Annotated in this window: 17 protein-coding genes; 12 read left to right on the forward strand and 5 right to left on the reverse strand. The window is 41.0% G+C overall.

The annotated features are described in order from the left end of the window. Window positions 1–180: 180 nt before the first annotated feature. Window positions 181–1,053, forward strand: coding sequence for a phosphotransferase (locus B3297_RS18760; RefSeq protein ID WP_244294464.1), 873 nt, complete (start codon window positions 181–183; stop codon window positions 1,051–1,053). Between the two features lie 164 nt (window positions 1,054–1,217). After that, window positions 1,218–1,853: a carbonic anhydrase family protein gene (locus tag B3297_RS18765; protein WP_070565856.1), complete on the forward strand. Its 636-nt coding sequence runs from the start codon at window positions 1,218–1,220 to the stop codon at window positions 1,851–1,853. 293 nt (window positions 1,854–2,146) lie between these two features. Here B3297_RS18765 and B3297_RS18770 read toward each other — a convergent pair whose 3' ends face one another. The 3 genes from B3297_RS18770 to prfB all read right to left on the reverse strand — a co-directional run bounded on the left by B3297_RS18770 (window position 2,147) and on the right by prfB (window position 6,466). Beyond that, window positions 2,147–3,448 carry a nucleotide sugar dehydrogenase gene (locus tag B3297_RS18770; RefSeq protein WP_286779246.1) on the reverse strand — a complete coding sequence of 434 codons (1,302 nt, stop codon included), beginning with the start codon at window positions 3,446–3,448 and terminating at the stop codon, window positions 2,147–2,149. Between the two features lie 34 nt (window positions 3,449–3,482). Continuing rightward, entirely contained in the window at window positions 3,483–4,928 is a 1,446-nt protein-coding gene (locus tag B3297_RS18775; protein ID WP_201303443.1) for a glycosyltransferase, read from the reverse strand. 454 nt (window positions 4,929–5,382) lie between these two features. Continuing rightward, a protein-coding gene (gene prfB, locus B3297_RS18780) for a peptide chain release factor 2 (RefSeq protein ID WP_286779247.1) occupies window positions 5,383–6,466 on the reverse strand; the annotation gives its coding sequence in 2 pieces (ribosomal slippage) (window positions 5,383–6,405 and window positions 6,407–6,466; 1,083 coding nt in all). Between the two features lie 218 nt (window positions 6,467–6,684). On the opposite strand from prfB, the gene pgi reads away from it, so the two are divergent. Continuing rightward, window positions 6,685–8,355, forward strand: coding sequence for a glucose-6-phosphate isomerase (pgi, locus tag B3297_RS18785; RefSeq protein WP_070565858.1), 1,671 nt, complete (start codon window positions 6,685–6,687; stop codon window positions 8,353–8,355). A gap of 83 nt (window positions 8,356–8,438) precedes the next feature. Here the strand turns inward: pgi and B3297_RS18790 are convergent, their stop codons facing one another. Both B3297_RS18790 and B3297_RS18795 read right to left on the reverse strand, forming a co-directional pair. After that, window positions 8,439–10,355 (reverse strand): heavy metal translocating P-type ATPase, encoded by a 1,917-nt coding sequence (locus B3297_RS18790; RefSeq protein WP_286779248.1) that lies wholly within the window; start codon window positions 10,353–10,355, stop codon window positions 8,439–8,441. Window positions 10,356–10,567: 212 nt separating this feature from the next. Beyond that, window positions 10,568–10,909, reverse strand: coding sequence for a phage holin family protein (locus B3297_RS18795; RefSeq protein ID WP_046672635.1), 342 nt, complete (start codon window positions 10,907–10,909; stop codon window positions 10,568–10,570). A 395-nt stretch (window positions 10,910–11,304) separates the two neighbouring features. On the opposite strand from B3297_RS18795, the gene B3297_RS18800 reads away from it, so the two are divergent. From B3297_RS18800 to B3297_RS18840, 9 genes are all read left to right on the forward strand, one after another. Then, window positions 11,305–11,730 (forward strand): DUF2147 domain-containing protein, encoded by a 426-nt coding sequence (locus B3297_RS18800; RefSeq protein WP_070565860.1) that lies wholly within the window; start codon window positions 11,305–11,307, stop codon window positions 11,728–11,730. Between the two features lie 154 nt (window positions 11,731–11,884). Continuing rightward, window positions 11,885–13,132 carry an ABC transporter permease gene (locus B3297_RS18805; protein WP_286779249.1) on the forward strand — a complete coding sequence of 416 codons (1,248 nt, stop codon included), beginning with the start codon at window positions 11,885–11,887 and terminating at the stop codon, window positions 13,130–13,132. Window positions 13,133–13,472: 340 nt separating this feature from the next. Continuing rightward, window positions 13,473–14,663 carry a glycine C-acetyltransferase gene (gene kbl, locus B3297_RS18810; protein ID WP_286779250.1) on the forward strand — a complete coding sequence of 397 codons (1,191 nt, stop codon included), beginning with the start codon at window positions 13,473–13,475 and terminating at the stop codon, window positions 14,661–14,663. A gap of 78 nt (window positions 14,664–14,741) precedes the next feature. Next, window positions 14,742–16,547 carry a translational GTPase TypA gene (typA, locus tag B3297_RS18815; RefSeq protein WP_046673762.1) on the forward strand — a complete coding sequence of 602 codons (1,806 nt, stop codon included), beginning with the start codon at window positions 14,742–14,744 and terminating at the stop codon, window positions 16,545–16,547. Window positions 16,548–16,860: 313 nt separating this feature from the next. After that, window positions 16,861–19,662 carry an excinuclease ABC subunit UvrA gene (gene uvrA / locus B3297_RS18820; RefSeq protein WP_286779251.1) on the forward strand — a complete coding sequence of 934 codons (2,802 nt, stop codon included), beginning with the start codon at window positions 16,861–16,863 and terminating at the stop codon, window positions 19,660–19,662. Between the two features lie 140 nt (window positions 19,663–19,802). Beyond that, entirely contained in the window at window positions 19,803–21,446 is a 1,644-nt protein-coding gene (gene pafA, locus B3297_RS18825; protein ID WP_286779252.1) for an alkaline phosphatase PafA, read from the forward strand. 89 nt (window positions 21,447–21,535) lie between these two features. Continuing rightward, the gene (locus B3297_RS18830) at window positions 21,536–21,976 is read left to right on the forward strand and encodes an RrF2 family transcriptional regulator (RefSeq protein WP_046673766.1); all 441 of its coding nucleotides are present in this window, start codon (window positions 21,536–21,538) and stop codon (window positions 21,974–21,976) included. Between the two features lie 218 nt (window positions 21,977–22,194). Beyond that, window positions 22,195–24,987 carry an outer membrane beta-barrel protein gene (locus B3297_RS18835; protein WP_286779253.1) on the forward strand — a complete coding sequence of 931 codons (2,793 nt, stop codon included), beginning with the start codon at window positions 22,195–22,197 and terminating at the stop codon, window positions 24,985–24,987. Beyond that, window positions 24,984–25,778, forward strand: coding sequence for a GLPGLI family protein (locus B3297_RS18840; protein ID WP_286779254.1), 795 nt, complete (start codon window positions 24,984–24,986; stop codon window positions 25,776–25,778). Before B3297_RS18835 ends, B3297_RS18840 begins: the two co-directional genes overlap by 4 nt.

Below are 25,778 nucleotides of genomic sequence, written 5' to 3' on the forward strand. Positions count from 1 at the left end.
AATTTGAGACAGCTTCTTTTTTATCTTTGAGTATCTACAAAACCAATACGAACTTCCAGAAAAAAAATGACAACATTTCCTGTTATAGCTTCTACTCTTTCTGCCAAACAATTAGGCGATTTTGTGATAAATAGATATGGCCTAGACGACAAATACCAATGTTCCTTATTCAGAACAGGAATGAACCATACGTATTTTCTTTCCAACAGCGAAACGAAATACGTTTTGCGCATTTATAGTCATAATTGGCGGTCAAAATCCGAAATTATTGAAGAACTTGAACTTTTGAAATCATTGAAGAAGAATAATTTAAGCGTTTCTTTTCCAATTGAAGATAAAGACGGAGGGTTCATTCAAGAAATAAATGCGCCTGAAGGAATCAGATACGTTGTACTTTTTTCCTTTGCTCAAGGGGAGAAAATTCGATTTATGGACATCGAAACGTGCTTTCGGATAGGTTCTCTAATGGCAAATATCCATAACCATACCGAAAACAAGAACATTAACCGTGTGTCTTACAATAAGAAGTCGCTTATAGAATTACCTTATGCGTATTTACAACAATTCTTCTCAGACAAGTTGCCAGAAATGGAACTCATCAAGGAGTTTGGCAGAAATTTTCAAAATTCAGATTTTGATCATACGAAAACCGGAATTATACATATGGATATCTGGTATGATAATATGGCTGTTACAGACGAGCATGAGATTACCATTTTTGACTTTGACTTTTGTGGAAATGGCTGGCAAATTTTAGACGTTGGATATTTCTGCAAACAGCTGTTTTTCATAGAATCAGATAAAGAGCAGTATGAATTAAAAATCCAAAGTTTCCTGCGTGGATACCAAAGTAATAGACCTTTATCTGAAAAAGAGCTCAGGTTAATACCGAAAGCTGGCGCTGCTATTTTTATTTTTTATCTTGGCGTACAGGCGCAAAGATTTGATTGGTCCAATATATTTTTGACAGAAAACTATCTTAAAATGTTTGTCGGAAGAATTAAAGCTTGGATGGACTATTACGAAAAGAAAGAAGTCACTGTGGTTAAATAAGGCAAGATTAAGGAATATTAATTCGGTTTTACGTTGAAGGCTGGAAAACAACTCTTGCATAAGGGTTGGGTGAAACTATAAACCAATTACAGGTATTTTGTCTTGTTGGTAATTAAAATGTAACGTATTAATTTTACCTTTACTATTCCAAATAATATAATTTTATGAAGGCACATACGTACGAAACACAATCAACAATTACCCCACAAAAGGCATTGGACTTCCTGAAAGAAGGAAACCAGCGCTTTGTTAATAACCTGAAAGCTAACCGCGATCTTCTCGAACAGGTGAACGCCACACGTGAAGGGCAGTGGCCATTCGCCGTGGTGCTAAGCTGCATCGATAGCCGTACTTCAGCTGAGCTTATATTTGATCAGGGACTGGGTGATATCTTCAGTATCCGGATTGCCGGAAATTTTGTCAATCAGGATATTTTGGGATCGATGGAGTTTGGTTGCAATGTGGCCGGTTCTAAACTTGTTGTCGTTTTGGGGCATACCAAATGTGGGGCATTAAAAGGAGGATTGGATGCGGCGCAGATCGAGGGTATGGGAATGGATAACCTAAATCATTTGATTAATCATTTCGACCCGATCATCAATGAAGTGATCGAGCAGGGGGAAGAACGTTCTTCTAAAAATAGTGTACTGCTTGAAAAACTAAATCAACAGAATATTAAACATGCAATCCGTGACATTCGCAAACAGAGTTCAACGCTCCGGAAATTGGAAGAAGAGGGTAAAATTAAAATTGTCGGAGCGAACTATGACGTCGAAACTGGTAGCGTAAGTTGGCTATAAGCCGAAAGAACGTGTACACTGTTTAAGCATAAAAAGCATGACGGTCATTTGCTTGAATCCATGCGAATAGTTCGGTGTCATCTAGCTGTTTCATGATTACCGCAATTTGTGTAACATCCCTAGTTTAATTAGGTTAAATTATAATTGTGGTGTTGAGTTAATATTAAAAACAGAAATATAGTAATGTTTTTTTATCAAACGATTGCACAAAATGCCAGATACTAAAAATCCTGATCTGCTTAAATTTTTGACAAGTAGATCAGGATTTGAAAAAAGACAATTAGAACGGATCTTTATAAGCGGGCATCTACAAATTTTCTGTCGAGTATGCCCTTGATATCAAAAACAACGGATGGGTTCTTTTTTAAATTATTGAGATCTAAATGTAAGAACTCTCGGTGTCCCACAGCCAGAATAACACTGTCATAATCTGCAGATTCGGGAAGATCCGATAATAGTTTTAAATTAAAATGTGATTTCACTTCATCTCTATTGACCCATGGATCATAAATGTCGACTTTTAGACCAAATTCTTGAAGATCCTGAATCATATCTATAACTTTACTATTTCTCATATCAGGACAGTTTTCTTTGAAGGTGATGCCCAATACTAACGCTTTTGCCCCTTCAAATTTGATGTTTTTCTGAATCATCAATTTCACCACTTTTGATGCGATGAAGGAGGCGATCTGATCATTTACTTCTCTTCCAGATAAAATAACATGTGGGTGATAACCTAGTTGAGTTGCTTTTTGAGCGAGGTAGTAGGGGTCTACAGAAATACAATGACCGCCCACTAGTCCTGGTTTAAAACGTAGAAAATTATATTTTGTGCCCGCAGCATCTAACACATCCTGTGTATCTATTCCTACACGGTCGAAGATTAGCGCGAGCTCATTCATAAAGGAGATATTTACATCGCGCTGCGCATTTTCGATCACCTTGGCAGCTTCGGCAACTTTGATTGAGGGCGCCAAATGTGTCCCGGCTTCAATAATATTCTTATAAAGTCCATCTACCACCAATCCTGCCTCAGGTGTACTTCCAGAAGTCACTTTCATGACCTTTTGAAGTGAATTTACTTTATCGCCTGGATTAATACGTTCTGGTGAATAACCAACAAAAAAATCTTGGTTAAATTTTAATCCCGAGCAACTTTCCAAAACAGGTATACACTCTTCTTCAGTACAACCAGGATAGACGGTAGATTCATAAATAACCAAATCGCCCGGATTTAGTAATCCGCCAATCATTTTAGATGCCTCCAGCAATGGTGATAGATCGGGTGAATTATAGCGATCAATAGGAGTTGGTACGGTGACTATATATACGTTTGCATCAGCAATGTCTGCGGTAGAACTACTTGCATTATACCCCTTACTTTGGTTTGATGTGGTAAATAACTCTCTTGCAAGTTCCAGTTCTTTTTTATCAGCTTCCAGTGTACGGTCAACACCGCGCCTAAGTTCATCAATACGTGTTTCATTAATATCAAATCCAATCACGGGGAAATAATCGGAAAACGCTATCGCTAATGGTAATCCCACATACCCTTGACCAATGATGGCAATCTTTTTTACCTTAAAATCTCTCATATATAGCTGTAAATATACGTTCTTTGCGTTAATTTTAACCCCTTGTCAACCAACCTCTGCGTCCAGCTGTCGCTATAGCATACGGTGTAATCCAGAATAAGCTGAAAGCATAAAATATACTGTAACTATAAGCCCAGAAAGCTTCTTTGGCATCCGAGTTTTTGGAAGCAAAGAAATAGGCCTGGACGCTGGAAAATATTAAGATACCGACCAATGTTGAGCTTAAGAACATCAGTGGATAATGAAATACGGTCCATAACATCAGTAACATCATCGGATAAGACAATAACACTTTTTTCCATTGCATAAGCAATAAGATACGTGCTCCCCATTTAGGTCCCTGACGGAAATTCTTAAAGGCAAATTGACTCATCGCAATGTTTTCACGCACGTTGCTTCGTTCCCAACGGATAAACATCTTGTACAGATTTTTGTAACGTACAGGTGTGTCGGTATAAACGTATGCGTTGGATTGAAATAAAACATGATACCCCTGTTTCAGGATCATATTGGTCATCGCGCGATCTTCACCGATATCCGACGGTTGTCCCATAAAAGTCTGGTTAATCCAATCTTCCAAACAGTTCATCACAGCCTCTTTACGATAGCCAGATAATGCTCCTGGTGTACACATTACCGTACCCAACATACTTTGTGCAGAACGTACAAACTCAAAGCTGAATACGAAGCTCACATTTAACATACGCGGTATAATCGCTTTTTTAGTATTCAATACACGCACATTACCCGCAACTGCCCCACATTCCTTGTTTGTTACAAATGGACTCGCCATATTACGTATGGTATCCTTTTTAACAATAGAGTCACTATCAACCGTGATGAAAATCTCTCCCGTACCTAATTTAAATCCACGGTACAAGGCATGTCTCTTACCCATATTCTTGGGCTGCTGATAAATTTCAACACGATCGCCCAATTCCATTTTGGCACGTTGTATCCAAGCAAAGGTATTATCTTTACTACCGTCGTCGATTGCAATAATCTGCAATTTCTTCTCCGGATAATCGCTGCTAGCCAAACTATGTAAGGTATCATAAACTAATTGTCCTTCGTTATAAGCTGGAACGATAATCGTACAAGTTGGTAGCTCATCGTCCGATACAGAAGCAATGGGTTTATATTTACGATGCAGTACAATCAAAAAAATCAAAAAGCTGATAGCAACAACAGCTAGAAATATTCCCAACGCAATTAAAAATGTTCCGCCGATGCTGTCTAAACGTTGGAAACGTAATGCATCAAAATCTGGTTGAAGCATGTATACGCCAAAAACTGACGCAAATAGTATAAAAAAAGTTGCTCCAAAAATACCATATTCTTTTGGACCAAAGTTGCTTTCCTCGTTTTTGCTCACTGTATGATCAGATCGCTTTTCTCCTGCATTTACATCATATACCGCAGGCTTCCATTGTTTGGCCATCTGCTTGGATACGATCGAGTTGTCTTTCATGTAATTCATAACCGTTCTATTTTAGATATACATTCTTTCGTTCAGTGTTTAAAGAGATACCGCTGTCGGCATCTTTTGTAATGAAAATATTACGATTCCATAAACGCAAAAGACATGCCTTTATTTCGTGCCAAAAATAAGCAATCCCATCTAATTGTAACGTTCTTGATACAAATAATAAGTAATTAATCTGTTGATTTGTAGTGTTTTGTGATTTACTTGTAACAGAATTATGCCAAAATATAACGACGATCGATTCAATAGACTTTTAAGGTTTTTTAACATTTGCATGCAGATTGTTAAAAGAAATTGACAGTTTTTGTGACAAACTGTGTAGGAAAGGGGGCAATGTGCAGGTTGAAGAAATTCAGCTTAAGCCAAATAAAAAAAGCAAAGGATAGTACAAAAAAAAGACGCCTCCAAAGGGGGACGTCTTCAATATCATCAAGTTTCGGAATAGTCTTTATCCACCAAATTCCATTAGATAATTTTTTAGAAAATCATTTAGATCACCGTCCAGGACAGCTTGTGTATTGGAGGTTTCGTAATTGGTCCGTAAATCTTTAATTAACTTGTAAGGATGGAGGACATAATTTCGAATTTGGGATCCCCATTCGATTTTCTTTTTGTTTCCTTCAATAGCAGCGGTAGCTTCCTGGCGTTTACGCATTTCAATCTCATATAACTGTGATTTCAATAAGCGCATCGCATTTTCTTTGTTTTGTAATTGCGATCTGGATTCCTGATTTTTAATAATAATGCCAGTAGGTTTGTGGTGTAATCGAACAGCTGTTTCCACTTTATTGACATTCTGACCTCCTGCACCACCCGAGCGGAAAGTATCCCATTCGATTTCTGAATCCTTAACATCAATCTCAATATTATCATCAATCAAAGGATAGACATAAACAGAAGCAAACGAGGTATGGCGTTTTGCATTGGAATCAAATGGAGAAATCCGAACGAGCCTGTGTACACCATTTTCGCCCTTCAGGTAGCCATAAGCAAAATCTCCGGATATCTGTAAAGTTACACTCTTGATACCTGCAACATCACCTTCCTGCGAATCTTGTTCGGTTACCCGGTACCCATTTTTCTCACCCCACATAATATACATCCGCATCAGCATGGCTGCCCAGTCACAGCTTTCAGTGCCGCCGGCACCGGCTGTAATCTGTAAGATCGCATCCAGTTGATCTTCCTCAGCGCTAAGCATGTTTTTGAATTCGAGTTCTTCGACTTTAGCTAGAGCAAGTTTAAATTGGTCGTCCACTTCCTTTTCGTCGGCGTCGCCTGTCTGGAAGAATTCATACATCACATAGGCGTCTTCAACGGCCGCTGCAACTTCGTCGAAGTGGTCTGTCCACACCTTTTGGTTTTTTATGGCCAAGAGTATTTTTTCTGCAGCTTTGGAATCATCCCAAAAGCTTGCTTCAAGCGTAATAGCTTGATCTCTTTCTATTTCTTCTTTGCGTGCATCGATGTCAAAGATGCCTCCTCAGGGAAGTAACACGATCCCTCAAGTCTTGAATTTGTTCTTTTGTCATATCCGCTAAAGTAGAAATTTTAATTAATAAATTCGCGCTTCTAGCTTAATAACTTCGCGTCCTAATAGATGGTCAAATAGAGATAATTTGACCTTTTTTTTTTAGTTTTGGTATTGTCAACAGAATAAACCTTCATTTAAGGATCTACACGATGTGTAACAATGAAATACAGAAGGCTCTTATTGATGTTTAAAACAACTAATTTCAGTAAAAACAGTATGTTCCCAAAAATTAATTTTACAAAGACTGCGGCCTATACGAATCTAGCACAGCATTTTGGTTCTTTATCAGGGCTATCTAACAATAGCGAAAAAAATGATTTACGCACACTTTTCGCCGCAGATCCCGCACGTTTTGAGAAGTTCTCGATCGCTTTTGAAGATATACTTTTGGATTACTCCAAAAATCGGATTACTGCAGAGACAAAAGCGCTCTTGGTACAGCTGGCTAAAGAATGTGGTCTTGAAGAAGCGATAGCGGCTATGTTCTCGGGCGAGCGGATCAACGTGACCGAAAACAGACCGGTGTTACACACCGCTTTGAGAAACCAATCCGGCCAACCCGTATATGTGGATGGAAAGGACGTCATGCCTGATGTTAAACGAGTGTTGGCACACATGAGAACTTTCACCGAAGAGATTCTATCTGGCCAGTGGAAAGGATATACAGGAAAAGAAATTACCGATGTAGTTAATATCGGTATTGGAGGTTCAGATCTCGGCCCTGTGATGGTAACAGAAGCATTAAAAGCTTATAAGACGCGGTTAAATGTCCATTTTGTTTCCAATGTAGACGGTACACACATTGCTGAAACATTGAAAGCTGTGGATCCTGAAACAACGTTGTTTTTGATTGCATCAAAAACTTTCACAACACAGGAAACGATGGCCAATGCCCATACCGCTAAAGATTGGTTTCTGGCCAGTGGTGCCCTTCAGGAAGATGTCGCTAAGCATTTTGCTGCATTGAGCACCAATACAGAAGCAGTACGTGCCTTTGGAATAGATACCCAGAATATGTTTGAGTTTTGGGACTGGGTGGGCGGACGTTATTCCCTGTGGTCTGCAATAGGTCTTTCAATCAGTTTGGCAATAGGCTTCGATAATTTCGAGGAACTGTTGAAAGGTGCCTATGAAGCGGATGTTCATTTTAAGGAAACCTCCTTTGAATCCAATATTCCCGTGATATTGGCTTTGCTTGGTGTATGGTACAATAATTTTTTCCAAGCGGAAAGTCACGCAATTCTTCCTTACGATCAATACCTACACCGTTTTGCCGCTTATTTCCAACAAGGGGATATGGAAAGTAACGGTAAGTATATTGATCGCAATGGTCAACAGGTGGATTATCAGACTGGACCGATTATCTGGGGTGAACCTGGTACGAACGGGCAGCACGCCTTCTATCAGTTGATTCACCAGGGCACCAAGTTGATTCCTTGTGATTTCATTGCACCTGCCAATAGTCTTAATCCGATCGGAAACCACCACCAATTGCTGTTGTCTAACTTTTTTGCGCAGACTGAGGCTTTGATGAATGGCAAAACGGAAGCCGAAGTGGTTGCTGAATTTAAGAAAGCCGGAAAGTCGGACCCGGAAATTGAAGCACTGAAAGCCTATAAAGTTTTTGAAGGTAATCGCCCAACGAATTCCATCCTGTTCAAAAAAATGACGCCACGCACTTTAGGACGACTTATCGCATTGTATGAGCATAAGATTTTTGTCCAGGGTGTGATCTGGAATATTTATAGTTTTGATCAATGGGGTGTCGAGCTCGGTAAACAATTGGCCAATCAAATCCTCCCGGAATTAAGCGACGCCAATCCGGTTACAAGTCATGATTCTTCGACAAATGGATTGATCAATGCGTACAAAGCTTGGCGGGATTAAAATTGCTCTTTGTGATCTAAATTAGATCCGGGATGAAATAGAAGAAACGGGGCTGTTCAACTTTTGGACAGCCCTGCTTTTAGTTAGACTTTTTTCTGCTGGATTCGAATGGCATTTAAAATAGCCAAAAGCGCTACCCCAACATCGGCGATGACGGCTTCCCAGAGTGTTGCAACACCTCCGGCACCAAGAATCAAGACAATGATTTTGATCCCCATCGCGAGAATGACGTTCTGCCAGACAATGCTTCGGGTAATTTTACCGATTTTGATGGCAGACAGGATCTTGTGGGGTTCATCGTTCTGGATCACCACATCAGCCGTTTCGATGGTTGCATCGGCTCCGAGTCCACCCATGGCGATGCCGACCTGCGCCAAGGCTACTACCGGTGCGTCATTTACGCCATCACCGGCAAAGGCAACACGGCGACCTTGATCGATCAGTTGTTGTACATGATTTACCTTATCTTCCGGAAGGAGGTCCCCATAAGCTTTGTCTAGCCCAAGTTCTTTGGCAACTTCATTTACTACCGCTGTTTTATCCCCAGATAGCATGACGGTATATAGACCTTGAGCACGCATGGTTTGGATCACTTCCTTGGCATCGGGCTTAATCCGATCCGCCACAGTGATATAACCCGCATATTGATCTTCGATGGCAAGCAACACAATGGAGTAGGCCACTTGCCTTAGCTCTGCAGGATAGCTGATATTGAATTTGTCCAGTAACTTGCTGTTGCCTGCGAGTGTACGTTTTCCATTAACAGTGGCGAGGAGTCCGTGGCCTGCTATTTCCTGGGTTTTCTCAGCTTGCAATGCGGGCCTGCCGGAATGATAACTGGCGATCGCCTTTGCGATGGGATGTGTTGAATGTGCCTCGACAGCCTTAGCGTAACTCAGTAATTCCGTTGGATCTCCATGGACAGCAAAAACTTCCGTTACTTCAAATACACCCGCTGTAAGTGTACCCGTTTTATCCATGACAATGGTATCGACTGCGGTGATGGCATCGAGGAAGTTCCCGCCCTTAAATAGTATGCCATTTCGGGAGGCTAAACCTATACCACCAAAATACCCCAAGGGAATCGAAACAACCAGGGCACAGGGACAGCTGATCACCAAGAAGACCAAACTCCGGTAGAACCATTCCTTAAAACTATAGTCCTGAACAAAAAATAGGGGTAAAATAAGAACCAAAAGCGCGAGGCCGAAAATAATAGGAACATATATTTTGGCAAATCTGGCAATAAACAATTGTGTTTTGGACTTCCGTGCGGTAGCATCCTGTACCATTTCGAGAATTTTGCTCAATTTGCTATCCTCAAATGTACTGGAAACCTCGATCTCAACAACCGTTTCCAGATTAATCATGCCTGCAAAAACAGCTTCGTCCTTATATTTTGTATCGGGTTTACTCTCTCCAGTCAATGCTGCGGTATTAAATGCAGCTTTCTCCGTTTTCAATTTACCATCCAGCGCCACTTTTTCTCCTGCTTTTACAAGGATAATTTCACCGATTGTGACGGTTTTTGGATTTACCTGCTGCTGTTGCCCGTTGCGCAGCACCGTTACTTTATCGGGACGGATATCCAATAGCGATTTAATTGATTTCTTGGCGTTATCGACGGCAGTATCCTGAAACCACTCTCCGATTTGGTAGAATACCATTACCGCGACACCCTCTTCAAATTCTCCAATGGCGAAAGCACCCAAGGTTGCAACGGTCATTAAAAAAAATTCATTAAAAATATCACCACGGCTTGCCTTGCGAAATGCCATTTGAATAACGGGGATTCCCGCGAGAAGGTAGGCAACGCTATTTAAGGTCAAGCTGATGCCAAAGGGAAGGCTGATCTTAAACGCATATTTCAATAGGAGTAAAGTAAGTAAGATGGTGAGAGCCATGAGGAGCTTACGTTGGGTGATCCACCAAGGCTGTTCCTTTGTTGTAAGACCATGCTCCGGTGTGGCATGGCTATGCTCGTGGTTGTGTTCGCACATATATCAGCGGTTCTTTATGAGAATTAAATTTACCGAATTCTGCCGTAAAAAGCGAGGGAATGGGGATAAACTCATCCATAAAGACGACTATTTTAATGGAATCGGACCGGTAAAAAATATATTTCAACTGATAGGTTATATCAGTGGAGGAATGTGAAAAAGGGCTATCCAATTTTTTGGACAGCCCCTTATACTATTTAATGAATGTACTCTTAATCTTTTGACATACTGCCAATAATCATTTCCAATATGGCAACGACAATGGCAAACAGCGCTGCGGTCCAAAATCCATGTACATCAAATTTGGAACCAAGTAGTGAATCGGTCAACAAGACCATTAATACGGTAATAATAAAGGAAACTAGACCTAAGGTAAGCCAATTCAATGGGAAAGTAAATAACCTTAAAATCGATCCCACAGTGGCGTTGACAAATCCAATGACAAGTCCTGTAACGATAGCCCAACCGAAACCAGCAACTTCAGCACCAGGAACAACCCAGCAAGCAATTGCGACTACCAGACCAGTAAGTAAAAGACTAATAATAAATTTCATAATATGTGCTAATTTATAAAGAATAAATAAAGTAATAATATAATACTTATCGTACAAACCCGATGCCAAACTTTGTTTAGATCATCGCTTTTAAATCTTTGAAGTAGATGGATGGATGGATGGATGGACCGTTAACTGGTATTAGTAAGCGGGGCTGTTTGATAAATAGCAATACTGTAATAAAAAATATATGCAAGCATAGTAAATATTTTGTATATTTATTCAGAAGCTATGCATGCTATAGCCGTATGGTCATCAACGATTATGCGTGTTATGTATGACGATTGCCGATGGTGGAAAAGAATTGAACGACGTACTTACGTCGTTTAAATAAGCGATCGGATCACCAATAGTAGGGAAAATTGAAAGAATTAAGTTCATAAAATAATAGACCCATGAAGAAAATTATGATGTCATTCATAATGCTGCTGACTACAGTGGCATTATTTGCGCAGACCGATCCCATCATCGGAAAGTGGGAAAACCCAAGCGGCGAAGGTCGTGTTGAAATTTACAAGAAAGGCGATAAGTTTTTTGGTAAGCTCTATTGGCTGAAATTTCCAAATAATGAAGCCGGTCAGCCCAAGAAAGATATAAAAAATCCAGATAAAGCATTGCAGGGCAGAAATGTGCAGGGCCTCGAAATCCTGACCAATTTTGATAAGGATGGCAATACCTATGTTGATGGCAAGATCTATGATCCGAAGTCGGGCAAAACGTATAGCTGCAAGATGACCTTAAAAGGAGATAAGCTTGATATCAGGGGTTATGTTGGTGTGAGCCTGCTTGGACGCACCGAGACATGGAAAAGAATTAATTAAGGCAGAAAATGGCCGCAAAATCAACATAATCCGCTTGCATGGATAGGTCAGATTCCATCCAAAAGGCAATTTATTTCTTGGAAGTAAATTGCCTTTTTGGTTTTGTGCTGGAATTACAGTATTTTCATCCCTACAAATTATAAATACCAGCTCTATGGCCGTAAAAATGTCTTATGTTGAAAATGTCAAGCTTGCACTACAGTCCATTGTAGGGAATAAGCTGCGGACATTTTTAACAGCACTGATCATTGCCATAGGAATGATGGCTTTAATAGGAGTATTGACCTCGATCGATGCCATGAAAAACTCGCTAACAGATTCCTTTTCATCCATGGGATCAAATTCCTTCAACATACGCAACAGGGGATTAAATGTCCGGATCGGTAATGAAGGAACTCGCTCAAAAGTCTTTGCTAATATTACCTATGCACAATCTGCAAGATTCAGGCAGGATTTTCACTTTAATGCGCTGACATCGATCAGTGCCAATGTAAGCTGGAATACGACCGCAAAATATCAATCCAAAAAAACAAACCCCAATATCGGCCTGATCGGGACAGATGAAAATTATCTGCAGACATCAGGGTATGTTGTTAGCGAAGGCCGTAATTTTTCTACGCGGGAGGTTGAAACAGGTAGTGGCGTGATCATCATCGGTAGTGAAGTGAGTAAAATGCTATTCAACGAAATTATTGATCCAATAGGGCAGTTTATTACGGTTAACAATATCCGCTATTTGGTGATAGGAGTCTTAAAAAGTAAAGGTTCTTCTGCCGGGATGGGCGGGGATAGGGCCTGCTTTATTCCACTGATCAAGGCCCGGGCAGTGATGCAGGGTACCGAGCCCTCCTATGTGATAACTGTTTCTTCCAATGATCCGATGCGATTGGAAGCCGCAATCGGCGAATCTACCATCGTCTTTCGGAATATCCGCGGATTGACATCGCGGCAGTCCAATGATTTCGAAATCACCAAATCAGATGCGGTTGCCCAGATGCTGATGCAAAATATGGCTATGGTTACTTTGGGAGCGGTCGTGATTGCTTTTATAACCCTTGTGGGAGCTTCAATCGGATTGATGAACATTATGCTAGTCTCGGTTACTGAACGTACCCGGGAGATCGGCATACGCAAGGCGATCGGTGCAACACCGAGTGTTATACGGAAACAATTTTTGATGGAAGCCATCGTGATCTGTATGATCGGAGGTGTGGCCGGAATCTTTATTGGTATCCTGATCGGTAATATCCTGGCGCTACAGCTCGGCACATCCTTTATTATACCTTGGGGAGCGATAATTTTAGGTTTTGCGGTATGTGGACTCGTTGGTATGCTATCGGGCTATTACCCCGCCTCAAAAGCGTCTAAACTGGATCCCGTCGACGCGCTTCGTTACGAGTAAATGACATTGGCCCCCCTATCGCTGTATTTTTACATTCACCCTGCTTGCAGCCCGAAGATGTCTCGCGGTTGTCTCCCTGTTGGTCGCTATCAAAGCAAGAGGAAAAGTAGGGCGATTGAAAAAAGGAATTTTATGCAATCGGTTTAATGTTACCAAATCATTGATTTGGGGTGAATTCTCCGTGAATAGCCCTTTTCTCGAAAGGTAAAGCAACTTATTCCAATGAAAACCATCAATAGCATTGCGAAAAAATTATGCTATTGATCGCTTCATTAGCCATTGAAAAACACATTATCTCAATGAAAAACTGTAATATTGTATAAAAAAATAAAATCGAATTATGTACAATACATTACAACCAGTTTTAGAAAAGGAATTGGAAGCAATCAAAGAAGCGGGATTGTATAAACAAGAGCGTGTAATCGTTACGCCTCAAGGAGCAGACATCAAAGTGAGTACAGGACAGGAAGTTGTCAATTTTTGTGCTAACAATTATTTGGGTCTGTCTTCGCACCCCAAAGTAATCGAAGCAGCTAAGAAAGCGATTGATACACATGGTTATGGAATGTCATCTGTACGTTTCATCTGTGGTACCCAAGATGTGCATAAAGAATTAGAAGCAAAAATTTCAATGTTCCTCGGAACAGAAGATACTATTTTATATGCGGCAGCATTCGACGCGAATGGTGGTGTGTTTGAACCCTTATTTGGTGCTGAAGATGCCATCATTTCCGATGAATTGAATCACGCCTCTATCATTGACGGTGTTCGTTTGTGTAAAGCACAACGTTTCCGTTATAAAAATGCAGATATGGCTGATTTGGAAGCACAATTGCAGGCTGCATCTGGTGCTAGACATAAAATCATTGTTACAGATGGCGCATTTTCGATGGATGGATCTGTAGCTCCATTGGATCAGATCTGTGATCTAGCAGACAAATACCAGGCGCTAGTGATGATCGATGAGTCGCACTGTACTGGATTTATCGGTGCAACGGGACGTGGTACACACGAGCTTTTCGATGTTATCGATCGTGTAGACATTATTACGGGCACTTTGGGCAAAGCCTTAGGCGGTGCTTCTGGTGGTTTCACTTCCGGTAAAAAAGAAATCATCGATTTGTTACGTCAGCGTTCACGTCCATACCTATTTTCGAATACCCTGGCACCAGCAATTGCAGGAGCTTCTGTAGCGGTTTTAGATATGCTGAGTGAGACAACTGCATTGCGCGATAAATTGGAGTCAAATACAACTTATTTCCGTGAAAAAATGACGGCTGCTGGATTTGATATCAAATCAGGTTTCCACCCAATCGTGCCTGTGATGCTTTATGATGCGAAATTGGCACAGGAGTTTGCAGCCAAGATGTTGGACGAGGGAATTTATGTGATTGGTTTCTACTATCCTGTTGTACCTCAGGGAAAAGCCCGTATCCGTGTGCAGATTTCGGCAGGACACGAAGTTGCTCACCTGGATAAAGCAATCGCCGCCTTTACCAAAGTAGGTAAAGAATTAGGTGTAATTAAATAAAATACACATAGTTATAAATTTTATGGTGCAAAATGTTTATCTTTGCACCCTAAAATTTTATAAAAATATTCTTGCTCAATGCAAAACATTAGAAACATTGCGATCATCGCTCACGTCGACCACGGTAAAACTACGCTTGTAGACAAAATTTTATATTTTACCAATCAATTCAGAGAAAATGAAAATGCTGGTGAATTAATCCTAGACAATAATGATTTAGAGCGTGAGCGCGGGATCACTATTGTATCTAAGAACGTATCAGTAACATATAAAGGTGTTAAAATCAACATCATCGATACCCCAGGTCACGCCGATTTCGGTGGTGAAGTAGAGCGTGTATTGAAGATGGCTGATGGAGTAGTGCTATTGGTCGATGCTTTCGAAGGACCAATGCCTCAAACACGTTTCGTTACAGGTAAAGCTTTGGGATTAGGTATCAAACCTATCGTCGTTGTCAATAAAGTCGATAAAGAAAACTGTCGTCCTGAAGAAGTATACGAACATGTTTTTGACCTATTCTTCAACTTAGGTGCTACTGAAGAGCAATTGGACTTCCCAGTATTGTACGGTTCTTCAAAACAAGGATGGATGTCTACAGATTGGAAAAATCGTACTGAAGACTTCACGGACTTGTTGGAAGCCATCATCAAATATATCCCTGCACCAGAAGTATCTGAAGGTACTTTGCAAATGCAGGTAACATCATTGGATTATTCGACGTTCGTAGGACGTATCGCTATCGGTCGTGTTGCTCGTGGTACAATCAAAGAAAACCAACCTGTTTCTTTGGTGAAACGCGATGGTAAAGTTGTGAAATCACGTGTAAAAGAACTACAGGTATTTGAAGGCCTTGGCCGCATCAAAGTGCCTGAAGTAAATGCAGGTGATATCTGTGCCGTAGTAGGTATCGAAGGTTTCGATATCGGTGATACCATTGCAGATTTTGAAAATCCAGAGCAATTGGAAGTTATCAGCATTGATGAACCAACAATGAACATGTTGTTTACCATCAATAACTCTCCTTTCTTCGGTAAAGAAGGTAAATTGGTAACATCACGTAACATCTACGATCGTTTACAAAAAGAGTTGGAGAAAAACTTAGCACTACGTGTAGTTCCTACAGAGTCTCCAGATGCTTGGTTGGTATACGGACGTGGTATCCTTCACTTGTCCGTATTGATCGAAACAATGCGTCGTGAGGGTTATGAGTTGCAAGTAGGCCAGCCACAAGTTATCATCAAAGAAATCGATGGTCAAAAATGTGAACCTATCGAAGAACTTGTTGTTGACGTACCTTCTGATGTGTCAGGAAAAGTAATTGAGTTGGTTACACAACGTAAAGGTGAATTGTTGATTATGGAAGCTAGAGGAGATATGCAACATCTTGAGTTCTCTATCCCTTCTCGCGGTATCATCGGTTTACGTAACAACGTGTTGACAGCAACAGCTGGTGAAGCTGTTATGGCACACCGTTTGAAAGGTTACGAGCCTTGGAAAGGTACAATTCCTGGTCGTTTGGCTGGTGTATTGATCTCTTTGGATACAGGTTCAACAACAGCATACTCCATCGATAAGTTACAAGACCGTGGTCGTTTCTTCGTAGATCCAGGTGTGGATGTATATGAAGGACAAATCCTAGGTGAACACATCCGTGACAATGATTTAACGATCAACGTTACCAAAGGAAAACAGTTGACAAATATGCGTGCTTCTGGTTCTGACGACAACGTACGTATTGCACCAGCAATCAAATTCTCCTTGGAAGAATGTATGGAGTATATTCAAGCTGACGAGTATATTGAGGTGACACCGCAATCAATGCGTCTGCGTAAAATCTATTTGACTGAAAACGAGCGTAAAGTAAACGCGAAGAAATTTCAATAGTCAATAGTTAAAAGCTATATAAAAAAGCCATCGAATCTGATTCGATGGCTTTTTTCGTTATTGATAATTCAAAGCGCGGCCTTAGCAAACATTTGTGGATCTGTTACTTTTAGACCTATTTGTTATCATGTAGGGGCCAATGAACTCACCGAGGGTGGCTAATGGATAGAAAGAATTCGTTATCATTGCTATTGATGCATGCGAGATCATAAACTTTTTTTGAAATTCAGGTGATAGAAAACCGAATTGCTTTTTAATTCGCAGGAATATTATCAGCCAAGAATACGTAACTTTGTGTGAGATAAGGATTATTATGAGTAAACAGGTGGAGCATACTCCAAAAGAATATATTCAGATAAAGGGTGCAAGAGTTAATAACTTAAAGAATATTGACGTTGATATCCCTAAAAATAAATTAGTTGTTATCACTGGAATGTCGGGCTCAGGAAAATCATCCTTAGCTTTTGATACGCTCTATGCCGAAGGACAACGACGTTATGTCGAAAGTCTTTCATCGTACGCACGACAATTTATGGGACGGATGAATAAACCGGAGGTGGATTACATCAAAGGTATTGCTCCAGCGATTGCCATAGAACAACGCGTCATTACGTCCAACCCCCGTTCGACGGTGGGGACATCCACTGAGATCTATGATTATCTGAAATTGTTGTATGCCCGGATCGGCAAGACAATTTCTCCTGTATCAGGCCGCGAGGTGACCAAAGACAGTGTGAGTTCAGTGGTGGATTTTGCGTTGAATTTAGAAGAGGGGACAACGGTGACACTTCTTGCTCCGCTTATACCTTCCCATGGGCGTAAACTTAAGGAAGAACTGTCGCTCCTGTTACAGAAAGGTTTTGTGCGTGTCTTCTATGGTGATAGTATGCAGAAAATCGAAACTATTATCGATGATAAGTCCATCGCCAACAAAGACCTCCAGGATGGTGAAGTACTTATTGTCGTCGACCGGGTTCGCATTGAACAGGACGATGATACTGTCAATCGACTTTCTGACTCGGTCCAAACAGGTTTTTTCGAGGGTAAAGGCGAGCTCTATATGGAGGAAAATGGTCAGCGACATCATTTCTCCCATAAATTTGAACTTGATGGAATAACCTTTGAAGAACCTACACCAAATTTCTTCAGTTTCAATAATCCTTATGGTGCCTGTCGCCGATGTGAAGGTTACGGGAAGATCATTGGTATTGATCCCGATCTTGTTATTCCAGACAAGAGCCGATCGGTTTACGATGGCGCGATTGCACCTTGGCGAGGAGAGAAAATGGGCGAGTGGCTACAGAGACTTGTCAAAAGTTCACTGAAATTTGATTTTCCGATACATCGTGCATACATGGACCTGACTGCGGCGCAGAAAGAGCTACTGTGGACGGGAAATCAATATTTTGAAGGCCTTACCCAGTTCTTCGAAGAACTTGAAGCCCAAACCTATAAAATTCAATACCGTGTGATGTTATCGCGCTACCGAGGGAAAACAGATTGCCCGGATTGCCGCGGTACCCGATTGCGAAAAGATGCTACCTACGTGAAAGTAGGGGGCAAGTCTATCACCGATATCGTATTGATGCCACTTGAAGAAGCCTTGGAGTTTTTTAAAACTTTACCGCTGGTCGGTAATGAGTTGGTCATTGCCAAAAGACTTCTTGCTGAAATTAATAACAGGTTGCAATTTTTGTGCGATGTTGGATTAAGTTATCTGACGCTGAACCGGCTGTCGAATACCCTTTCAGGCGGTGAGTCGCAGCGGATCAACCTGGCTACTTCATTAGGGAGTTCGCTCGTAGGTTCTATCTATGTGTTGGACGAACCCAGTATCGGGCTCCATCCACGTGATACACAGCGCCTGATTTCTGTGCTGAAATCCCTCCGCGATGTTGGCAATACGGTTGTAGTGGTCGAGCATGAGCAGGAAATGATGGAAGCTGCCGATTACCTGATCGATATCGGACCGGAAGCGGGAATCAATGGCGGCGAGATGGTCTTTGCGGGTACATATCAGCAGATTCTGAAAGACCTAAAAAGTCTTACGGGTCAATACCTCAGCGGCAAAAGCCAGATTGAGGTACCCCAAAAACGCCGTCCATGGTCCAATAGTGTGACCATTAAAGGGGCACATGAGAATAACCTCAAAGGGATTGATGTACAATTCCCATTGAATACCTTTACTGTGGTAACGGGTGTTTCGGGATCAGGTAAGACTTCGTTGGTCAAACGTATCCTTTACCCAGCACTGCAGAAGTCGATCGGCAATTACTCCGGCGAGCAGACCGGCGTCTTTGATGCGATTGAGGGGGATATTACCCAGGTTGAACAGGTTGAAATGGTCGATCAAAATCCAATCGGTCGTTCTTCGCGATCCAACCCTGTGACTTACGTGAAAGCCTGGGATGAAATCAGGGCCTTGTATGCCAATCAGGGGCCAGCCAAAGCTGCTGGATTGAAACCTGCTGCATTTTCATTTAATGTTGAAGGTGGACGTTGTGATGTTTGTCAGGGCGAAGGTGAAGTTAAAATTGAAATGCAATTTATGGCCGATATCGTTTTACCATGTGAGGCCTGCGGAGGGAAACGATTTAAACAATTTGTGCTTGATGTACATTACAAGAACAAGTCTGTCGCAGATGTTCTCGAGCTGAGTGTTGATGAAGCGATTGTATTCTTTGAAGACCAGCCTAAAATATTGGCTAAATTGCAGCCTTTACAGGACGTTGGATTAGGCTACGTTAAGCTCGGGCAATCGTCAAGTACATTGTCTGGCGGTGAAGCACAGCGGATTAAACTGGCCTCTTTCCTCATTAAGGGTAATAACAGCAAGAAGACACTTTTTATCTTTGATGAGCCAACAACAGGCTTACACTTTCAGGATATTAAAAAGTTATTGAAATCATTTGATGCACTGATTGCCCTAGGCAACAGTATATTGGTGATCGAGCACAATATGGATATGATCAAATCGGCAGATTGGGTGATCGATATTGGTCCTGAGGGTGGAAATAAAGGCGGAAAGCTAGTCTTTGCTGGCCCTCCCGAAGAACTTATCCATTGTAAAGATTCTTATACAGGTCAATTTTTAAAAGCACATTTAAAAGATTAAACCCTACTTTAGCGAAGTGAAGTAATCGATATCAGGAGACCTGGGCTGCCAATATGTTACGATTTATTGTTCCTTTTTTAAGGCCTGATGGAATACTTTACACTAAATAAAAAACTAATATTTTAATACTTAATACGATTATGATTAAAAGATTTTTTTTAAGTGTCGTCCTTGGAATAGCAGCGCTTTCGTCCATGGCGCAGCAACCGGAAAGACCAAAATTGGTTGTCGGCCTGATGGTGGACCAAATGCGTTGGGATTATTTATATCGTTTTGCGGATCGATATGGAAATGATGGTTTCAAACGACTTTTGAAAGAAGGATTTTCCTGTGAAAATACATTGATTAACTATATTCCGACATACACAGCCATTGGGCACAGTTCGGTATATACAGGCTCAGTTCCCTCCATACATGGTATTGCGGGCAATGACTGGATCGAAGAACAGACGGGAAAGAATATGTACTGTACGCAGGACGATAATGTTGTTGGTGTAGGGACTACCGCCAAGGAAGGGCAGCAGTCTCCACGTAATTTGCTTGCGTCGACCGTAACGGACCAATTGAAGCTCGCTTCTAACTTTAAATCCAAAGTGATCGGTATCGCGATCAAAGACCGCGGCGGTATTCTACCGGCGGGGCATTTTGCCGATGCAGCGTATTGGTTTGAAGCTAAATCAGGCGATTGGATCACCTCTAATTTCTATATGGATAAACTGCCAAAATGGGTCGTAGACTTCAACAAGAAAAAATTGGCCGAAAAATACCTGAAAGGCGACTGGAAACCCATGTATGATATCAGCAGCTATGCGGCCAACAGTATTGCAGATGATAATATCTATGAAGGTAAGTACCCTGGTGAAGAAAAACCGACTTTGCCGCGTGCGACTTCCAAGCTAATGAAAGACGAAGGCTATGAGCTAATCAAAACCACACCAATGGGAAATCAGTTTACGTTGGATCTGGCTATGGAAGCAATCAAAAATGAGCAGATGGGAAATAACCCAACAAAAAATACCGACTTCCTTTGTGTGAGTCTTTCTGCAACAGACTACGTTGGACACCGTTACTCATTGACAGCAGTGGAGATTGAAGATATCTATCTGCAGCTCGATAAACAGCTTGCCGATTTCTTCAACTACCTCGATAAGACGGTGGGCAAGGGTAACTACACGTTCTTCCTGACAGCAGATCATGGCGCTTCTTATAACTCTCGTTTCTTTATGGATATGAAAGGAAATGGTGGTTATTTCTATTCTCGTCAGATTATCACAGGACTTAACAAAACCCTTAAAGAAAAATTTGGACAGGAGAAGCTTGTTAAAAGCATGATGAACTACCAAGTGCACTTAAATAATCAATTGATTGATTCGTTGAACTTGGATCGTGATAAAATAAAAGAGACCATCATTCGTGAGCTTCGCCATACAGAAGGTGTCGCATATGTGGCTGATATGGAAAAAGGCGAAAGTCTGATGATTCCGGCGCCTATTCGCGAAAAAATGATCAATGGTTACAACTTTAAACGTAGTGGGGCAATTCAGATTGTTTGTGAACCACAATGGTATGACGGTACGCCGCGCTCGACCGGTACAACACATGGTACCTGGTCTGCATATGATTCCCATATTCCGCTGGTATTTATGGGCTGGGGAATTAAACCAGGTGTATCTAATACAGAGGTGCATATTGTGGATATTGCACCGACAATCTCTTCGTTATTGCATATTACTGAGCCCAATGGTAGCATCGGCAAACCGATCACAGCGGTATTGGGTCAATAAGGAGACTGTTGGTACCTGCTAAATCTGGCAGGTTTTATTCTATTGAATAAAAAACGTAAATTTGCAATTCAACAGGGGGTAAACAAACTATGCTTTCCAAAAAAACAAAATATGCAATAAAAGCACTGATGGTGCTTGGTCGTAATTACGGTAATGAGCCTATGCAAATCGTGAAGATTGCGCAGGAGGAGAATATTCCAAAAAAATTCTTGGAACAAATTCTGCTTGAAATGCGAAATGCCGGAATTCTCTATAGCAAAAAAGGAGCTGGTGGCGGTTACAGCCTCAATAAGGCTCCTGAAGATGTTTTCTTATCCCAGGTGATGCGCCTGATCGATGGACCCATAGCCTTGCTACCCTGCGTGAGCTTAAACTTCTACCGCTCGTGCGAAGAGTGTACACAGGAGCATGCCTGTGGCATACGCGATACGTTTGTAGAGGTGAGAAATGCCATGTTGCAGATTTTAAACGATACAAGTATTGCCCATTTAATCAATAAGGAAAAAGAATTGAACCTGAATGTAGATTAAAGGAAATAAAATATATTTTTCTATTTATACTGGAGGCGTAACAAATAAGTTACGCCTCTTTTTGTGTGCGGTAAAATAATTGGTATAGAGTGTATTATCGTGTTTTATTTGAATGGGCTGAGTCTATTTTATTAATTGCATAATTATTTAACATTATTTTACGAATTTTCCGTAGCAACATGTATATATTTACGCCGACAATATATAAACGAAAATTTATGAAACTAACCTATTCCCTAGTTTTGTTTCTTTTATTTTCTGTCCTGGGTTCCAAGTCCTATGCACAACATAAACTTGTGGGATCGGTGGCAGATATCAAAGATCTCGCAAAACTACATCAAGCTTCAATCGCGCTGCTCAGTCCCAAAGATTCGATTTTGGTTAAATTTGGCCGGACGAAGGAAAATGGAACATTCCAAATTGCTAATCTAGACACAGGTACCTATAAAATGGTGGTTTCCTATCCACAGTATGCTGACTTGGTAAAGGATATTCGTGTGGCTGCCGAAGACTTAGATATCGGTATTGTAAAGCTATCTAAAGCAGCTCTACTCTTGGAAGAGGTTCAGGTAAATGGTAAAATTCCGGAAGTGATCAAAGGCGACACCATCGAATATGATGCAGGTAGTTTTAAAGTAGAGAAGGATGCTAAAGTGGAAGACCTGCTAAAGGTATTACCGGGTATTACAATGGATGGATCAGGCAAGATCATCGCGCAGGGGAAGGAAGTGAAAAAGGTGTTGCTTGATGGTGAAGAGTTTTTTGGCGATGATCCAACGCTAATCACTAAGAATATTCGGTCAGATATGGTCAGCAAAGTACAGGTCTATGAAAAGAAATCGGATCTTGCCGTACGTACCGGCGTGGATGACGGAGAACGTACACAGACAATTGATATCAAGCTCAAAGAAGATAAGAAAAAGGGAATGTTCGGTCAGGCTGTTGCGGGAGCTGGTACCGATAAATATTATGGCGGAAAAGTCATGCTCAATAAGTTTAAGGGCTCGCAGAAAATTGCTGCTTATGGTATTCTGGCCAATGATGGAATGGTCGGATTGGGTTTTGAAGATAGCCAAAAATATGGTGTGGGCGGAAGTAGCAATGTGCAGATGATGGAGGGCGGAGGCATTATGATTTCCTCTGGTGGTGATGGTTCTGATGGGGGATGGGACGGTAAATACTATGGTGGTGGCGTACCTAAGGCTGTCAACATGGGAGCAAGCTATTCGGATAAGTCCAAAGATGATAAGCATAAGATCAATGTCAACTTCAAGCGGAATCAAATCAATGTCAACAATACAAGTACATACAACGCACAGAATAACCTTCCTGAACGCGCACAGGTAGATAATAATGTGACCACATCTGAAACAGAAACACAGGCAAATATTGCAAATCTGCGGTATGACTATAAGCTTGATTCGCTTGCTGACCTTACTGTCACCATGGGCTTTACCAAATCTAGCCGTGACAATTTATCCAATTCCGAAGCAGATCAACGTAAATTGGATGGCACATTGATTACACGGACTTCGTCCAGGACAGATTTAAATAATGATCAGGATCGATTTAATGTCAATGCGATGCTTACACGTCGTTTTAAAAAGGATCGCCGCTCCATTACTTTCAATGTCAATGCGAATGCAGATCAAAATCGCAACAAAACACAGTATTTTTCGGAAAACTTCTTCCAAAGTTCCGGAGATACAACCTTGATCGATCAATATAAAAATGATAAACTGGCGAATAATACCTACGGTGCTTCAGTAACCTATTCGGAGCCGCTTTCTAAAAGACTGACCGCTGCAATAGGTTATGCATTCAATCAAAATAAATCGGAAACACTCAATCAGTCATTTGATAAAGATCCGGCTACAGGAAAATATACGGTATTGGACCAAAACCTGCTCAACGATTTTGATTTTAACAGTTTAAAAAATGGTGTCAACGCCTCCTTGAATTACAAGTCGAATACATTAACAGTAAATTTGAGCAATCGAGTTGATTTTGAACAGGTCAAGAGAACCTATAACAACCTGAATACAATACTGCAGCGGAACCAGACATCTGTTGCTCCAAATCTTTCCATCAACTACAAAATCTCGAAAAGCAAAAATGTAAGCTTCCGCTACAGCGGCCGCACGAGCCAGCCTTCCTTGACGCAAATAGAGCCGTTGAAACAAAATTCCCAGCCACTCGTCGAGTATTTGGATAATCCAGATCTGAAAGCGGGCTTTGATAACTCCTATTCAGTTAATTTCAATAACTACAAGCAGTTAAAGGATCAGAGTATCTATTTTTATGTGAGTGCAGATCAAGGAAAGAAAAGTATCAACAATAGCGTGCGCTATGATCTAGATAAAGGTACACAGCAAATTTCCTACGTCAATATTGATAAAGACAATTGGCGTATGTATGGTGGTGGAGGATACAGTTTTGTATTGAAGAAAAAATGGGGATTAAAAATGAATCTTGGCATGAATGCGCAGTATAACAGCCAATTTAGCTACTTATCCTCCTTCAATGAAGAGCCAAAGCTCAATAGAAATCAGACATGGAGTGTAGCACCAAGTATTGGTTTTAGCCGATATAAAGCAAACAAAATGGATTTTTACATCTCCATGAGCCCTGGTGCGGAGCAGATGAATTCCTATCTGCAGCCTGAGTTGAACCGGACGACTTTTAAATTCAGGACCTTCTCGGAGATTACCTATTATTTACCAAAAGACTTTAAAATTTCCCTGTCGACAAACCAGAATTATCAGGCCGCTACAAAAACGCTTGAATCCATTAATATCATTAATATGAATGGTTATGTTTCCAAGAAATTATTGAAAGATAAGTCCTTGGAGGTACAGGTATTTGTCAATGATATTTTGAACAAAAATAATGGAGTGTATCGTTATCAGAATGGAACTTCATTTATTCAGACCAGCAACGACGTATTACGTCGGTATGGAATGCTAAAAGTAATCTACAATTTTACAACAATGAAAGGAGATGCCAAATGAGTAAGTATATCAAGTTGATGGTTTGGGTATTATTGCTGTGCTCGGGTACAGCCCATGCACAACATGCTTATTTTCCGAGCAGCGGAACGGTCACCTATGAACGGAAGTTCCATGTGCAGAATTTCTTAAAGCGTAATTATCTCAGCAAGCCCGATTTAGATACCTGGGATAAGCTGATGGTCGACAATGCCGTGAAAAATGGGCCTGCCGAGGTAGTGACCCACCATATTTTGAAATTTTACGATAATGAAACCCTGTTTGAAACCGTGCAGGAGGATTATCCTGCGAATTATCGTAATGTGACTTACTATAATTCTATTCTTCCCGATTCAAAAACCTATATTAATTTCCAGAATCAGGAGTTTTCAAAGTTGCTCCCTTTTGGAGATGAGCAGTTGTTGCTCAAAGATTCTTTGCCTGCGGTTAAATGGAAATATACGGATGAATACCGAAATATTGCGGGATATGATTGTCGGAGAGCAAATGGTGTTATTCAAGATTCGGTCTATGTAGTAGCCTTTTTTGCTGGACAAATACCAATCTCTGGTGGGCCTGAGCTTATCCATGGGCTCCCTGGGCTGGTAATGGGGATATCTATCCCGAGCATGAATGTCAATATGTTTGCCACAAAGGTGGAGATTACCAATACAGCATTTTCCAATGTGCTGACCAAAAAGAAAAAGGTGGTTGCGGAATCCAGAGCGGAGATCATAAAGAAGCTGAAAGATACCGTCTATGACTATATGGATGAGAAGGCCTTTAAAAAACGACTGCAGAGTATACTCTTTTAG

Source organism: Sphingobacterium sp. UBA3519, assembly GCF_002377215.1.
GTDB lineage: Bacteria > Bacteroidota > Bacteroidia > Sphingobacteriales > Sphingobacteriaceae > Sphingobacterium > Sphingobacterium multivorum.

What these genes read in the sequence shown, in the direction of transcription:
- B3297_RS18840 (WP_286779254.1), top strand. Translation starts at nt 24,984, where the DNA reads ATGAGTAAGTATATCAAGTTGATGGTTTGGGTATTATTGCTGTGCTCG.
- B3297_RS18805 (WP_286779249.1), top strand. Translation starts at nt 11,885, where the DNA reads ATGGCCGTAAAAATGTCTTATGTTGAAAATGTCAAGCTTGCACTACAG.
- B3297_RS18775 (WP_201303443.1), bottom strand. Translation starts at nt 4,928, where the DNA reads ATGAATTACATGAAAGACAACTCGATCGTATCCAAGCAGATGGCCAAA.
- pafA (WP_286779252.1), top strand. Translation starts at nt 19,803, where the DNA reads ATGATTAAAAGATTTTTTTTAAGTGTCGTCCTTGGAATAGCAGCGCTT.
- B3297_RS18800 (WP_070565860.1), top strand. Translation starts at nt 11,305, where the DNA reads ATGAAGAAAATTATGATGTCATTCATAATGCTGCTGACTACAGTGGCA.
- B3297_RS18795 (WP_046672635.1), bottom strand. Translation starts at nt 10,909, where the DNA reads ATGAAATTTATTATTAGTCTTTTACTTACTGGTCTGGTAGTCGCAATT.
- B3297_RS18765 (WP_070565856.1), top strand. Translation starts at nt 1,218, where the DNA reads ATGAAGGCACATACGTACGAAACACAATCAACAATTACCCCACAAAAG.
- pgi (WP_070565858.1), top strand. Translation starts at nt 6,685, where the DNA reads ATGTTCCCAAAAATTAATTTTACAAAGACTGCGGCCTATACGAATCTA.
- B3297_RS18835 (WP_286779253.1), top strand. Translation starts at nt 22,195, where the DNA reads ATGAAACTAACCTATTCCCTAGTTTTGTTTCTTTTATTTTCTGTCCTG.
- typA (WP_046673762.1), top strand. Translation starts at nt 14,742, where the DNA reads ATGCAAAACATTAGAAACATTGCGATCATCGCTCACGTCGACCACGGT.
- B3297_RS18790 (WP_286779248.1), bottom strand. Translation starts at nt 10,355, where the DNA reads ATGTGCGAACACAACCACGAGCATAGCCATGCCACACCGGAGCATGGT.
- B3297_RS18830 (WP_046673766.1), top strand. Translation starts at nt 21,536, where the DNA reads ATGCTTTCCAAAAAAACAAAATATGCAATAAAAGCACTGATGGTGCTT.
- uvrA (WP_286779251.1), top strand. Translation starts at nt 16,861, where the DNA reads ATGAGTAAACAGGTGGAGCATACTCCAAAAGAATATATTCAGATAAAG.
- B3297_RS18770 (WP_286779246.1), bottom strand. Translation starts at nt 3,448, where the DNA reads ATGAGAGATTTTAAGGTAAAAAAGATTGCCATCATTGGTCAAGGGTAT.
- B3297_RS18760 (WP_244294464.1), top strand. Translation starts at nt 181, where the DNA reads ATGAACCATACGTATTTTCTTTCCAACAGCGAAACGAAATACGTTTTG.
- kbl (WP_286779250.1), top strand. Translation starts at nt 13,473, where the DNA reads ATGTACAATACATTACAACCAGTTTTAGAAAAGGAATTGGAAGCAATC.